This is a genomic window from Phycicoccus sp. M110.8, from assembly GCF_032464895.1.
Classification (GTDB): domain Bacteria; phylum Actinomycetota; class Actinomycetes; order Actinomycetales; family Dermatophilaceae; genus Pedococcus.
Genome location: NZ_JAWDIC010000001.1, coordinates 358,972 through 372,475, shown reverse-complemented (window position 1 = coordinate 372,475; position 13,504 = coordinate 358,972). Strand labels below are relative to the sequence as shown.

The window sequence follows — 13,504 nt, the reverse complement described above, 5'->3', positions numbered from 1 at the left end:
TCGGGAGGGGCCGAACCCGTGCCGCGACGTAGCGGGGCTCCCGCCCCCCGCCTTGCCGAAGGACCTCACACGTTGGACGTCGACAGGACGCTGCTCGTACGCCGAGCCCTCGCGTCCCGGGTCCAGCGGGGACGGGCGCAGTGGTTGCGGTGGGGCAACGCCGGGACGGTCCTCGTCCTCCTGGTGGCGACCGGTGTCCTGTGCTGGTCGATGCTGCGGTGGCCCTCGGCCATCCCGTTCTCCGCCTACATCCCGGTCGCCGTGCTGGCGGGGCTCTTCCTGCCTCCCGCGCGGCTGGCCCTGGTCGACTCCGCCATCCTCGTCGCGGCCCTGGTCACGGTCGTCGACCGCGATGCCACGACGACGCTGGTGGGTGCGCTGGTGGTGCTCGTCGCCATCATGGCGATGATGTTCTGGGTGGCGGCGTCCCGGGCGCGCCTGGGGGTCCAGGGCAACCTCGGCGAGTCGATGCTGGTGGACCTGCGCGACCGGCTGCGCACCCAGGGCGAGCTGCCACCGCTGCCCGAGGGCTGGGGCGCCGAGCTGGCGGTGCTGTCCGCGTACGGCGACTCCTTCTCAGGCGACTTCCTCGTCACGAGCAAGACGGGGTCGGTGCTCGAGCTGGTGCTGGTCGACGTGTCCGGCAAGGGCATCGCGGCCGGTACCCGGTCGCTGCTGCTGTCCGGCGCCTTCGGTGGCCTGCTGGGCTCGATGCCGGTCGACCGCTTCCTCCCGGCCGCCAACTCCTACCTGCTGCGCCAGGCCTGGGACGAGGGGTTCGCGACGGCCGCGCACGCCATGCTCGACCTGGAGACCGGCGAGTTCAGCGTCGGCTCGGCCGGCCACCCGCCGGCCGTGCGCTTCAACGCCGGGTCCGGGCGCTGGGAGGTGCTCGAGGGTGACGAGGGTCCGGTGCTGGGCGTCACGGAGGGCTTGACCTTCCCGCGCATCACGGGTCGGCTCGGTCGCGGCGACGCCCTGCTGCTCTACACCGACGGCGTCATCGAGGTGCGCGACCGCGACCTGCGCGACGGTATCGACCGCATGCTCGGGACGGCTGAGCGGATGATCTCCAAGGGCTTCGAGGGCATGGTCGCCCGGATGTGCGCGGCCGCCCGGGCCGGCGAGACCGACGACCGCGCGGCCGTCCTCGTCTGGCGCCGCTGAGCCTTCGGCAGCAGACGTCCCGTCCGGTGCCCGCCCTCAGCGGGCGACGGGCTCCGCGGCGGCGGTGGAGCGGGCTGCCGCCCTGCGGCCGATGTTGGCGCAGTCGACGCAGATCGACTCGGGGATGAGCCCGAGGCGCATGAGCCCGGCGAAGACGAGGCACCCCACGCAGATCCCCGCCAGCGCCTCCAGGGCCGGGAAGACCACCATGACGACCCCGATGACGACCACGGGGACCGACGCGCCGGCCAGCCACAGCCCGGTGGCTGCCAGGGTCAGCACGGCCCCGATGGTGGCCGCGAACCGCTTGGGCGGCCCGGCGGTGTAGCGCGGGGCCGCAGCCACCCGGGGGCGGACCAACCGTCCGACGAACCGGGCGACCGGGCTGGCGGACGGGCCCCAGCCCGCTCGCAGCACGAAGTCGGCGGCCAGCACGGCATACAGCCACCACTGGTGCGCGGCCAGTGCGAGGACACCCAGGACGAGCACGACGCCGGCGATGAGCCGGACGGTGACGTCGTCGACGATGTTGGGGAACCGGGAGATGCGCATGCATCCATTATGGATCAGATAACGATTGGTTATCACGTGGGGTCCGTCACGCGGACGGGTCCGGGGGTGCGGGGGCTGCGACGAGGCGCCGGCGGCGGTCTGCCACGCTGGGGGCGTGGACGAGACGGGACACGTGCGCAGCTACAACGCGCGGCGCGGGCGGATGTCGGCGCTGACCCTCGAGCGCGTCGAGGCGCTGTTCCCCCGCCACCACATCCCTGACGGCCCGCTGGACCCTGCGGCCGCCTTCGGCCGGGTGGCGCCCGTGGTGCTCGAGATCGGGTGCGGGCACGGCGCTGCCGCCGTCGCGTACGCCGAGACGCACCCCGGGCACGACCTGCTCGCCGTCGACGTCTTCACCCCGGCCCTGGCCCGGATGCTCGCGGAGGCGGACCGGCGGGGCTTGCGCAACTTGTGGCTGCACCAGGGGGACGCCGTCGCCCTGCTGCGCGACCGCATCGCGCCGGGCTCGCTGGCCGCGGTGCACCTGTTCTTCCCCGACCCGTGGCCCAAGGCCAAGCACGCCAAGCGCAGGTTCCTCGCGCCGTACACGCTCGACCTCCTCGCCTCGCGGCTGGTGCCCGGCGGTCACCTGCTCGTGGCCACCGACCACGAGACGTATGCCGTGCACGCCCGGGCGGAGCTCGCGGCGCACCCGCGGTTCGTGGTGACCGAGGGGGAGCGGCCGCCGTGGCGGCCACGGGACGGGTTCGAGGCCAAGGGCCTGGCGGCAGGGCGGCGGGTCACCGAGTTCCGCGCCGACCTCGTCTGACCCGCGTACTTCCCCCACTTCGGGCCACCGAGCCCCGGACCTGCGCGCTGTAGTCGCGGGTCGGTGGCCCGAAGTCGCACGCCTCTCTGCACCTCGGGCCACTGGACCCCGGACCTGCGCGCTGCAGTCGCGGGTCGGTGGCCCGGAGTCGAGCGCGGTGCTGGTGGTCCGTCGGGGTAGCCGGAGCCGCCGTCGCGGTCGCGCCTCGTTCCTCGGCGCGCACGCTCCGGCTTCCTGCATCCGGCTCCCCGCCGACGGCCTGCGCAAGCTTGGCCGTCCGTCGGGGTAGCCGGATTTGAACCGGCGGCCTTCCGCTCCCAAAGCGGACGCGCTACCAACCTGCGCCATACCCCGTCGCTCGCAGGTCGATTTCATCCCAGCGGAGCGCGGCCATTAGGCTAACGCCTCGGGTTCGCGACGCCGTCGCGGGCCCGCGCGGGTGTAGCTCAATGGTAGAGCCCCAGTCTTCCAAACTGGCTACGCGAGTTCGATTCTCGTCACCCGCTCCACCCAGGACCCGATGGCCCAGAACTCGATGGCCTCAGGACTCGATGGCCTTCTTCAGGTTGGCCACCATGACGTCGAGGTCGCGGTCGCCGTTCCAGCCGACGCGGTCCATCAGCTCCCCGACGAACGGGACGGAGCTGGCCCAGCCGAACGACATGGTCAGTTTTGCAGCTGCTTGACCGTCGCCATGACGATCCCCCCGTCTGCGCCCCACCCGGCCGCACCGTGCGACCCACCCGCCTGTGTGCAGGCTCCCACCTTCGAACGTATTGCGAGCCCGCGGCGTCGACAGGGCCGGAAGGCCCACGGGTGCGCCCCCGCCCGAGGCGGTCCGCCCCGCCCGCTGCCGCCGGCCGCCCTGCTGCCGCCGCCCGCCCCTCTGCCGCCGCCCGCCCGCGGCGGCTCAGCCGCGCCCTCCGGTGGGCACCGGGTCCCTTCTCGCCGGAGCGCGCCCGGCCGTCACCAGGACTGCTGCGGCCGCGCCGAGGTCGACCACGAGCAGTGCGACCATGCCCCAGCGGTGCACGTTCTCGAAGCCCGCCACGTCGAAGGTGGTGACGGCGATGGTGGCCGCGGGGTCCGACTGCGCCGCGTCGACCACGTCGACGACCACCCGCAGGTCGACGAGACCGGCGCCGGCCGGCAGCTCGAAGCGGGCCACCTGGCGGCCCTCACGGTGCGGGCTGTAGCCGATGGTGGACGACGTCAGCGTGACCGGCGGGGAGGAGCCGTCCGGGGCCGTCACGGACACCCGCGAGACCCGAGAGCCGTCCTCGGTGTAGACGAACCACGGGTCGGGGTGCGCCGTGACCGTGAGGCCCGACGGCGGTCCGTGGGTGGCCGCCTCGAGCGACGCCGTCACGGCGGTGCTCACGGCGGAGGACCACAGCAGCGCGGCGAAGGCTCCCGTCAGGGCCACCACGGCGGCGAGCAGGATCCACGGAAGGCGTCTGCCCGGACGCGAGCCGGCCACCTCAGGTGCTGACGGGGCGAGGGACCGGGTCGACATGGCGCCCACCTCCTGACCCCACCATGCCGCCGACCCCTGGCGCCCGGCACGGGCCAACGTCCCGGAACCCAGCACGACGGCCCGCCACCGGGAGGTGGCGGGCCGTCGTCGTCCCGGGGGTCAGTGCCCGGGACGCCCCTGACGGGTCACGTGGGCTCAGAAGGCGCTGGTGCCGTTCGGGGTGCCCAGGCCGGTCGGGCCGTCCCAACCCGTGCCCGCGGTGCACCACGAGGCGCACGTGCCGTTGCTGCCCGACGTCACGTCGAACAGGCCGGAGGAGTTGGCGTACGGGAGGGTGTTCGCGTAGCCGGCGGTGTTGCCCGACAGGGCGTAGACCGACGCGACGAGCGGCGAGGACAGGCTGGTGCCGCCGTACTGCGCCCACCCGGAGGTCGTCTTGGTCGACGGGGCGTAGACCGCGAGGCCGGTGTTCGGGTCGGCGACCGCGGACACGTCGGCGATGGCGCGACCCGAGCAGTTCGTCATGGCGGTCGTCTGGCCGGACGGGGCGGCGTTGAGGGTGGTGCAGCCGGAGCCGGCACCGCTCCAGGCGGACTCGGTCCACCCGCGGGTGTTCGACGCGGCATACAGCGACGTCCCGCCGACGGCGGTCACGTAGTGCGACGACGCGGGGAAGCTGCCGCCCTGGTAGCCGTTGTCACCGGTGGAGGCGGTCACCGCGATGCCGGGGTGGTTGTAGTAGCTGCCGTAGCTGCTGTCGGCGAGGTCGCCGCCGCCGTAGGAGTTGGAGATCGCCACGACGCCGGGCTGCTTGGCGGCGGTGTTCACCGCGGTGCCGAGGTTCGTCAGGCTCGAGGAGGAGGCCTGCACGAGGACGATCTTGCAGCTCGGGCACGCGGCCGACACGGCGTCGAGGTCGAGCGCCTGCTCCTGGGCCCAGCCGTTGTCGTAGCGCGGCAGGCTCGTGCCCCCGGTCTGGTTCAGGATCTTCAGGCAGCCGTTGGCGGTGGTGCAGGCGGGCAGCCCCCACTGCGAGCGGTAGACGGCGAGGTCCTGCTCGGCCTTGGAGTAGCCGTAGGCGTCGACGATGGCGACGGTGCGCCCGCCGGCCGACAGCCCGCTCAGCTTGTACGCGCTCTGGATGTCCGTCGGGGTCTTGCCCGAGATCGCGGACGGGGTCACGGTGCGGCCGGACGGGCTGACTGCCGTGCCGTGGTCGTCGACCAGCTTGAGGGCGTCGCACGCGGCGACGGTGGGGGACGTCGGTGCACTGCACACGCGCGCCGCGTGGGCGCGGGGAGAGGCGGCCGAGGCGGACGTGGTCGCGGTGGCGACCAGGCCCGTGGTTGCCGTGGCGGCGAGCGCCACGGCGAGGAGCTGCTTGCGCATGGGTCATCTCCTGCATGGGGGGCAGGGGCGACGGCTGTCGTCCCCGGGCGAATCTGTGACGAATCCCCTTGTCGCACAAGATTCCTCGCCAAGTCCGGAAGGTCCTGTCGGAACTTGGTCAGCGCTTGTGAGAGAAATGGAAAAGGTTCATGACGGATGTCATGGGCCTGGGAGGCGGTCGTGCTGCATGGCGCCGTCTCGCCGCGCGACGTGGCCGCGCCACCCACGACCGTGCCCCGCCACTCACCGCCGTGCCCCGCCACCCACGACCGTGCCGCGGGGGCAGCAGCCCCGCGGCACGGTCGTGTGGGTCGGGCGTGGCGTCAGCTGCCCTTGCCGCCCCCGGCGCGGAACTGCTGCCAGGCGTCGCTCATGCGGTCGGCCTGGCCGGCGGTGAACATGTCCATGCAGGAGTCCTGCGTGTAGTCCATGAAGTTGTGGATCGGGTCCAGCCCGGGTGCAGGGCACGTGTCGGCGCCCTCGGGGCAGTTGAACTGCGGGGCCGCCTCGGGGGCGGTGTCGGCCACCCAGTCGCCGCTCGCGGCGCAGCCGTGGGCGAAGGTGTGCTCGAGCATCAGCCAGTGCCCGACCTCGTGCGTGAGGGTGTCGCCCTCGCCGTACCTCCAGGGCTTCGACGGGTCGTCGGGGTTGCGGCCACCGGGCATCGACTCGTCGAGCATCACCACGCCGTCGATGTAGTCGCGGCCGTGGTTGTAGCCCTTGGGGAAGTAGGCCCAGCCGAGCAGCCCGCCACCGATGTTGCCGGCGTACACGTTGAGGGTCCGCGCGTCGCCCTCGTACAGCGCGGCCTTCATCTCCTTCTCCACGCCGGCCTTGCCCGGCACGACGGTGTACCAGGCCGGGTTCACCGACCACGTGACCTTGGTCAGGCTGAACCGGAACGGGGTGTCGGCGGCGTCAGCCGCGGTCGCTCCGGAGTACGAGTCGTTCAGCACCTTCATCTGCGCGCTGATCAGGGACTCCCAGCGTGCCTTCTCCGCGGGCGAGTTCTCGTGGTCGGAGACCATGTGGAAGACCACCGGCACGGTCACGGAGCCGGGCGCCAGCGTCGGCCGGTCGGTCAGCGTGCCGTATGCGTTCGCCTCGTTCTTGGGGTAGAGCTCGGGCTCGGCCCCCTTGGCACCCGGCCTGACCCGAGCGGCGCTGCCGGCGGAGCCGGTCTCGGCGCACGCGGCGGCTCCGGGGGAGAGGGCCGTCGCGGAGGAGGCGCCCCCGGAGGCGGTGCTGCTGCTGCCGAGGAGCGCGAGGGCCGCGGTGGCGGCCAGGGCGCCGAGGCGCAGTGGTGTGCGGACAGGCATGGGTGGTCCCTTCTGATCCGGTCCCCCGTGCGGAGGGGCTTCCGGCGGACGCTACCTCGCGGGCCGAGGGGACGGAACCCCTCGAGCCCGCCCCTTTGCGCAGGTCAGAGGCCGTACTCCTCGAGCAGGCGCAGCCAGATCTCGCTCATCGTCGGGTAGGACGGGACCGCGTGCCACAGGTTCCGCAGCGGCACCTCACCCACGATCGCCACCGTGGCCGCGTGCACCAGCTCCGCCACGTCCTGGCCGACGAAGGTCGCCCCGACGACGACCTGGCGGTCCTCGTCGACGATCATCCGCGCCCGGCCCTGGTAGCCCTCGGCCTGCAGCCCCGAACCGGCCGCGCTGTCCATGGGCACGTCGACCACGCGGATCGACAGGCCCCGGTCACGCGCCTCGGCCTCGGTGAGGCCCGCGGCCGCCACCTCCGGGTCGGTGAAGACGACCTGGGGGGAACCGAGCGACGTGGCGTACGGGGTCATCCCCGGCTCGTCGTCGGGTCGCCCGGCGGCGCGGGCGGCGACGAGGTCGCCGACGGCCCGTCCCTGGTACTTGCCCATGTGGGTGAGCAGCGCGATGCCGGTGACGTCGCCGACGGCGTAGAGCCACGGATCGCCCTCGAGACCCTTGACCTCCATGCGCTCGGTGACCTGGACGTAGCCCGGCTTCGAGGTGAGCGCGCCGACGGCCTCGAGGCCGAGGCCCCCGGTGGCCGGCCGGCGTCCCACGGCCACGAGCAGCTCGTCGGCGACGACGCTCGACCCGTCGGACAGCGACACCGTGACCTCGCCCGAGCCCCCGGGCCGGTCGACCGACTCGGCCTTCGTGGACAGGCGCACGTCCACGCCGTCGGCCTCCAGCGCCGTGCGCACGGCCTCGCCCGCGAAGGGCTCGTGGCGCCCGAGCAGGCCGTCCGCCTGCTCGATGACGGTCACGGTCGAGCCGAGGGCGGCATACACCTGCGCGAGCTCGGCGGCCACGACGCCGCCGCCGAGGATGGCCAGCCGGCCCGGCACGGTGCGCGAGGTGGTCGCCTCGCGGTTGGTCCACGGGTTCGCTGCCCGCAGGCCCGGAAGGTCCGGCACGAGGGGCGAGCTGCCGGTGGCGAGGATGACGGCCTGGCGGGCCCGCAGCGTCCGGTCGCCGACCTCGACGGTGCGCTCACCGGTGAGCCGGGCCTCCCCACGCACGAGGTCGATGCCCACGTGGTCGAGCCAGTCGACCTGTCCCGAGTCGTCGAGCCGGTCGCTCGTGCCCACCCGGTTGACCCAGGCGTCCCTGCGGGCGAGGACGCCGTCGCGGTCGACCCGCGCGCCCTCCGAGCCCTGCACCCGCTGCGAGGCGCGGGTGGCGTGGATCGGGCGCAGCAGCGCCTTGCTCGGCGAGCAGGCGTAGAAGCTGCACTCGCCGCCGACGAGGTGCTTCTCCACGATCGCGACCGTGAGGCCGCCCTTGTGCGCGCGGTCCGCGGCGTTCTCACCGACCGGTCCCGCGCCGATGACGATGACGTCGTACTCGTCGGTCATGACAGGAGTGCTCCGTTCTGGCCGGGCTCGCGGCCGTGCATGGTGTCGGTGAGGTAGGACCGTCCCCCGTCGCGGTCCAGGGAGCGCTCGACGCGGCCGAGGACCCTCGCCCCGGGCCACACGTGCAGGAGGAGGAGGGCCAGGCTGAGCACGACGCCGACGACGACGGTCATGCCTGTCCGCGGCGTCACGGCGAAGGCGAGGGCGATGCCGACGACACCGACCGCCTCACAGATGGCGAGCCGAACGAAGGTCGACTGCTGGAAGGCCATCCGCCCGGCGACGGCCGCCTCCCGGGCCGGCGTGGTCGGCGCGACCGCGGGCGCGCGGTAGCCGACGACGGTGCACAGCACGTGGGCCACCAGGGCGAGCGCGCCGAGCACCCACGGCACCCACGTCGGCGGGTAGCCGTGCAGGCCGAGCACGACGCCCCCGAGCAGGACGGCCAGGACGACCAGGCCGCCCATCACCGCGCCGACGGTCGTCTGCAGCGCCCGCAGCGGGGTCGCAGGCCTGGTGGCCGGGATCGTCATGACCGCCACCCTAGGAGGCGACCGGGGGACCGCGCTCGGCAGCGACCCACCCCGACGCCCGGGGGAGGGCGCCGGCGGCGGGTTCGGCTCTGCGCCCGGGGACGGCTAGCATGAGCGGTGGCCCGGTCGACCGTGCGCGCACCCGCCGCGCACCCCGGGTCCTTCCCTTTGCCCCACGAGCATGGAGTACCGCGCAGTGAAGAGTGCCGTCGAGACCCTCAACCCGACCCGGGTCAAGCTGACCGTCGAGGTCCCGTTCGAGGAGCTCAAGCCGAGCCTCGACGCGGCGTACGCGACGATCGGCAGCCAGATCCAGGTCCCCGGCTTCCGCAAGGGCAAGGTCCCCAGCCGCATCATCGACCAGCGCGTCGGGCGCGGTGCGGTCCTCCAGGAGGCCGTCAACGAGGCCCTCCCGCAGTTCTACGGGCAGGCCGTCGAGGAGAACAAGGTCCGCCCGATCGGGCAGCCCGAGGTCGACGTCACCGAGGTGCCGGCCGAGGAGGGCCAGGAGCTCAAGTTCACCGTCGAGGTCGACGTCCGCCCCGAGGTCACCCTCCCCGAGGACTTCAGCACCATCACCGTCGAGGTCGACGAGGCCAAGGCGTCCGACGAGGACGTCGAGGAGCGGCTCGTCGCGCTGCAGGAGCGGTTCGGCACCCTCAAGGGCGTCGAGCGCGCCGTCGAGGACGGCGACTTCGTCTCGATCGACCTGCGCGCCGTCATCGGCGACGACGAGATCGACTCGGTCACCGGCATCTCCTACGAGGTCGGCAGCAAGAACATGCTCGACGGCCTCGACGAGGCGCTCGTCGGCATGGAGGCCGGCGAGACCAAGACCTTCACCGCGCCGCTGGCCGGTGGCGACCGTGAGGGCGAGGACGCCGAGGTCACCGTGACCGTGCAGTCGGTCAAGGTGCGCGAGCTCCCCGCCCTCGACGACGACTTCGCCCAGCTGGCCTCGGAGTTCGACACGCTGCGCGAGCTGCGCGAGGACGTCACCAAGCAGGCCGAGCGCGCCAAGAAGTTCGAGCAGGGCGTCCAGGCCCGCGACAAGGTGCTCGAGCACCTGCTCGACACCCTCGACATCCCGGTGCCCGACGGCATCGTCGAGGCCGAGGTGCACGCGCACCTCGAGGGCGAGAGCCGGCTCGAGGACGACGAGCACCGCGCCGAGGTCGACGCGAGCACCCGCAAGGCGCTCAAGGCCCAGTTCCTGCTCGACGCGATCGCCGAGCGCGAGGAGGTCAGCGTCGAGCAGCCCGAGCTCATCGAGTACCTCGTCATGTCGGCCCAGCAGTACGGCATGGACCCGAACCAGTTCGCCCAGGCGATCGACCAGCAGGGCCAGGTCCCGGCCATGGTCGCCGAGGTCGCCCGTCGCAAGGCGCTCGCCGCGGTCCTGGAGAAGGCCACGGTCGTCGACACCACCGGCGCCCAGATCGACCTCAACGAGGTCACCGCCACCGACGTGGCCTCGCAGCTCGTCGAGGACGCCGACGGCGACCACGAGGGCCACGACCACGCCTGAGCAGGCCCGTCGCCCCTGAGCGGGGCGACAACCGCACGCAAACGTATGCCGTGCACCCGACGCGGGTGCACGGCATACGTCATTGGTGTGATGGCTGCCGCGGCCTGCCCACAGGACCATGAGCCATGGACCAAGCGGGCTTTCACAAGCTGCGTCTGGCGGTGCAGGAGAACGCCCACCCGGCGGACTCCCAGCACGCCCGAGCACTCAAGCGCACCGTCGAGACGGCCCTGGAGGGCAGCGGCCTGTTCGCCGAGGTCGAGCTCGGCCGGACCGACGACGTCGACCGGCTCGTCATCGGCGTGTGCCGGTGCGCCGAGGACGTGCTGCCCTGGGAGGCGGGGATGGGCATGGAGCGGGTGTGGGCGACCGCGGTCGTGGACGCCCGCTGGGAGGCCCACACGGTCGTGTGCACCGACAGCATCATGGAGTTCGAGGGCGCCTTCACGGTCGACGACCGCGGCAGCTACGTCACCCTGCAGCTCGTGGCGGAGCCGCCGCTGGCCCTGGCACCGCAGGAGTCCGGCGCCACGGGGAACGGCGTCGTCAACGGCGCAGGGGCCACCGGGACCTCCCGCTAGCCGACGAGCAAGGGACGTTTGCTGCAGTTTGCCCAATTCCGCCTGCCGCCGTGCGCTACCGTCAGATCGGCGGAGGTGGCACGGCCGTCCCGCCTTCGACAGGACCCACGTCAGGACCCTCATGAAGATCCGTATGACCATGCTGGTCGTCGCGCTCGCGACTGCAGCCGCATCGACCACCGTGACCGCGGGACCTGCCGCGGCGGCCGCTGACACAGCTGTCGGCACGTATTACTCCGTCACCACGAACCAACGCGTGCTCGACACGCGAACTGGGCTCGGAGCGCCCAAGGCGCCTCTTGGACCGCGCGGCGAGATAGCCCTCCAGCTCGGTGGGCGGGCAGGCATTCCCACCGGGAACGCCGCATCTGCGGTGGTACTCAACCTCACAGGTGTCACGCCGACAAGCTCGACCTACCTCACCGCCTACCCGTCGGGGAGCACGCGACCGGGCGTCTCGAGCCTCAACCTGGCGCCCCGCGCGGTGCGTGCGAACCTCGTGACTGTCCCTGTCGGCTCCGACGGAAAGGTCCGCATCTACAACAACTCCGGTTCGGTGAACGTCGTCGCTGACGTGATGGGGTACTACGCCGGCTCCGACATCTCCGGCACCAAGGGCATCGGCTCGATGTACGCACCCCTGGCCACTCCTGGCCGCCTCTTCGACTCTCGCGACCCGGACAACGGCATCCTCGTGCCGGGCGACAGCTGGATCTTGGGATACGACTTCGGTGCGCAGAATGCGAACGTCAAGGCCTACGCGGTCAACATCACCGCGATCAACGGCACCGGCTCCGGCTTCGTCACCGCATGGGACGGCACCGGGGCTCGGCCGAACGCGTCCAACCTGAACTACGTCAAGGGCCAGGTGGTGCCGAACATGGCCGTGGTGCCGGCCGTCATCGATCCCGGCGACGGCACGCCAGTCTTTGCCATCGAGAACGGCAGCTCCACCGCCTCGGTGCATGTCGTGGTCGACGTCGTGGGGATCTACCTCGTCAACCAGACAGAGGGCCTGCGTTTTGCCCCGATCGCGCCGCAGCGCATCGTCGACACGCGCAACGGCTTGGGCGACGGCGTTGCCTCCCCGATCGGTGCGGCTGGCACCCGCACCTTCACCGCGGGGTCCCCGGCGGCCCTCGACGCGACATACGCGATCGTCGCGAACGCCACTGCGATCGCGCCCACTCGAGCGACCTACCTCACCCTCTTCGAGGCGGATCAGGCCCGACCACCAGTCAGCAACCTCAACGTGGCGGCAGGCGAGATCGCTGCCAACGCTGCGTTCGTTTCCCTGGGCACGGCCAACCGCTTCTCCGTCTACAACAACTCCGGCAGCGTCAACCTGGCCCTCGATGTGACGGGGCGGTTCGACCTCTACCAGGTGCCGACAGCCGCCGCACCACTGCGGTCGCCTTCGCTCGACCAGGCTGTAGAGCCGGGAAGTGCAACTCGCGTCCAAAGGTGACTGCGGTGCCTTGGAACGCCTGGGTGATGTCAGCGGTACCCGATACCACCCAGGCGCCTTAATCGGATCAAGTCACGTGCAAGCAGGGGGAGCGGTCGTCGTGCCCACCCGCAGGGTGGTGGGGTGGACGGCCGCCTCCGGCTGCCGGTCGTCGAGCAGGGCGCGAACCATGGCGCCCAGGTGGCGGCCCTTGGCCTCGCCCTGCTGGTCGACGGTGGTGAGCACCCCGTCGAACCAGGGGAGGTCGACCCCGTCGAACCCGGTCACGCTCAGGTCCTCGGGCACGCGCAGGCCGAGGTCGCCGGCAGCCCGGACCACGCCGAGGGCGAGCAGGTCGGACTGGGCCACGACCGCCGTGGGGCGCTCGCCGGCGGGCAGCTCGAGCAGCGGCCGGACGGCCAGGGCCGCCTGCTCGACGTCCGGCAGGGCCGTCTGCACGAGCGGCAGGTCCGGCCCGAAGACGTCGACGAACCCCAGTGCGCGGTCGCGGGTGTCGACGAAGACGGCGGCGTCGACCTCCTCGAGCGTGGTGGGGCCGGTGACGGCGTGCGGCCCGAGCGGCATGAGCAGGTGGGCGACCCGTCGGTGCCCGAGGTCGCGGACGAGCCGGGCGACCTCGGCGCCGGCGCCGAGGTTGTCCAGCGAGAGGTTGACCACCCGCGGGTCGGCCGGGGCGCCGTCGCCGATCATCGGGATCCCGCGGGCCGCGAGGTGGTCCACCGCGGGGTTGGTGTCCGGGCCGCAGAGCGAGAACACCACGGCGTCGAGGGCGGCCGAGCCGAGGTGGGCGATGGCCCGGTCGGGGTCGCCGGCGGGCTGGGCGATGAGCAGCATCCCGGCGGGCACCTCGTCGAGCACCTGGGAGAGGCCGTCGAGCACCGACACGGCGAAGGGGTCGCGGAAGGCGTGGCCGAGCCGGCCCTCCACGACCACCCCGACGACGCCGGAGCGCCCCTGGCGCAGCGAGGAGGCCAGCGGGTCGGGGCCGGTGTAGCCGAGCTCGGCCGCCGCCGCCAGCACGCGCTCGACCGTCTCCGGCGCGACCGGCCCCTTGCCGCTGAACGCCAGCGACGCGGTGGAGGTGGACACCCCGGCGGCGTCGGCGACGGCGCGCAGGGTGACGCGAGGTTGACGGGGACCGGCCATGGGGGACAGACTATCGAATCGATTCGATCGAAACGATTCGACCGCA

At 72.6% G+C, this 13,504-nt stretch carries 13 protein-coding genes and 2 tRNA genes; 6 read left to right on the top strand and 9 right to left on the bottom strand.

Annotation, left to right across the window (positions count from 1 at the left end):
- The first annotated feature begins 72 nt into the window (after positions 1–72).
- Positions 73–1,167: a PP2C family protein-serine/threonine phosphatase gene (locus RKE38_RS01790; RefSeq protein ID WP_316005746.1), complete on the top strand. Its 1,095-nt coding sequence runs from the start codon at positions 73–75 to the stop codon at positions 1,165–1,167.
- Positions 1,168–1,203: 36 nt separating this feature from the next.
- Here RKE38_RS01790 and RKE38_RS01785 read toward each other — a convergent pair whose 3' ends face one another.
- The gene (locus tag RKE38_RS01785) at positions 1,204–1,719 is read right to left on the bottom strand and encodes a DUF4395 domain-containing protein (protein WP_316005745.1); all 516 of its coding nucleotides are present in this window, start codon (positions 1,717–1,719) and stop codon (positions 1,204–1,206) included.
- A 115-nt stretch (positions 1,720–1,834) separates the two neighbouring features.
- Here RKE38_RS01785 and trmB point away from each other — a divergent pair, with 115 nt between their 5' ends.
- On the top strand, positions 1,835–2,491 hold the full coding sequence (gene trmB, locus RKE38_RS01780; protein ID WP_316005744.1) for a tRNA (guanosine(46)-N7)-methyltransferase TrmB: 657 nt from the start codon (positions 1,835–1,837) through the stop codon (positions 2,489–2,491).
- A gap of 280 nt (positions 2,492–2,771) precedes the next feature.
- Here the strand turns inward: trmB and RKE38_RS01775 are convergent.
- A tRNA-Pro gene (locus tag RKE38_RS01775) sits at positions 2,772–2,845 on the bottom strand.
- A gap of 81 nt (positions 2,846–2,926) precedes the next feature.
- Between RKE38_RS01775 and RKE38_RS01770 the strand changes: the two genes are divergently transcribed.
- A tRNA-Gly gene (locus RKE38_RS01770) sits at positions 2,927–3,000 on the top strand.
- A 32-nt stretch (positions 3,001–3,032) separates the two neighbouring features.
- On the opposite strand, the gene RKE38_RS01765 is transcribed toward RKE38_RS01770, so the two are convergent.
- The 6 genes from RKE38_RS01765 to RKE38_RS01740 form a co-directional block, all read right to left on the bottom strand.
- Positions 3,033–3,155 (bottom strand): hypothetical protein, encoded by a 123-nt coding sequence (locus tag RKE38_RS01765; RefSeq protein WP_316005743.1) that lies wholly within the window; start codon positions 3,153–3,155, stop codon positions 3,033–3,035.
- A 246-nt stretch (positions 3,156–3,401) separates the two neighbouring features.
- Complete coding sequence (locus RKE38_RS01760) at positions 3,402–4,007, bottom strand: hypothetical protein (RefSeq protein ID WP_316005742.1); 606 nt, start codon at positions 4,005–4,007, stop codon at positions 3,402–3,404.
- A gap of 156 nt (positions 4,008–4,163) precedes the next feature.
- Positions 4,164–5,357 carry a S53 family peptidase gene (locus RKE38_RS01755; RefSeq protein WP_316005741.1) on the bottom strand — a complete coding sequence of 398 codons (1,194 nt, stop codon included), beginning with the start codon at positions 5,355–5,357 and terminating at the stop codon, positions 4,164–4,166.
- A 323-nt stretch (positions 5,358–5,680) separates the two neighbouring features.
- Positions 5,681–6,676, bottom strand: a complete 996-nt coding sequence (locus RKE38_RS01750) for a zinc metalloprotease (RefSeq protein WP_316005740.1) — start codon at positions 6,674–6,676, stop codon at positions 5,681–5,683.
- A gap of 104 nt (positions 6,677–6,780) precedes the next feature.
- Positions 6,781–8,202, bottom strand: a complete 1,422-nt coding sequence (locus RKE38_RS01745) for an NAD(P)/FAD-dependent oxidoreductase (RefSeq protein ID WP_316005739.1) — start codon at positions 8,200–8,202, stop codon at positions 6,781–6,783.
- A complete protein-coding gene (locus tag RKE38_RS01740) occupies positions 8,199–8,735 on the bottom strand; it encodes a hypothetical protein (protein ID WP_316005738.1) in 537 nt (178 codons plus the stop codon). The genes RKE38_RS01745 and RKE38_RS01740 overlap by 4 nt, the downstream gene beginning before the upstream one ends.
- 196 nt (positions 8,736–8,931) lie before the next feature.
- Here RKE38_RS01740 and tig point away from each other — a divergent pair, with 196 nt between their 5' ends.
- The 3 genes from tig (at position 8,932) to RKE38_RS01725 (ending at position 12,312) form a co-directional block, all read left to right on the top strand.
- Positions 8,932–10,263 carry a trigger factor gene (gene tig / locus RKE38_RS01735; protein ID WP_316007576.1) on the top strand — a complete coding sequence of 444 codons (1,332 nt, stop codon included), beginning with the start codon at positions 8,932–8,934 and terminating at the stop codon, positions 10,261–10,263.
- A 125-nt stretch (positions 10,264–10,388) separates the two neighbouring features.
- On the top strand, positions 10,389–10,844 hold the full coding sequence (locus RKE38_RS01730; protein ID WP_316005737.1) for a hypothetical protein: 456 nt from the start codon (positions 10,389–10,391) through the stop codon (positions 10,842–10,844).
- Positions 10,845–10,977: 133 nt separating this feature from the next.
- Positions 10,978–12,312, top strand: coding sequence for a hypothetical protein (locus RKE38_RS01725; RefSeq protein WP_316005736.1), 1,335 nt, complete (start codon positions 10,978–10,980; stop codon positions 12,310–12,312).
- Between the two features lie 72 nt (positions 12,313–12,384).
- Here the strand turns inward: RKE38_RS01725 and RKE38_RS01720 are convergent, their stop codons facing one another.
- Positions 12,385–13,458: a substrate-binding domain-containing protein gene (locus RKE38_RS01720; protein WP_316005735.1), complete on the bottom strand. Its 1,074-nt coding sequence runs from the start codon at positions 13,456–13,458 to the stop codon at positions 12,385–12,387.
- Positions 13,459–13,504 lie beyond the last annotated feature (46 nt).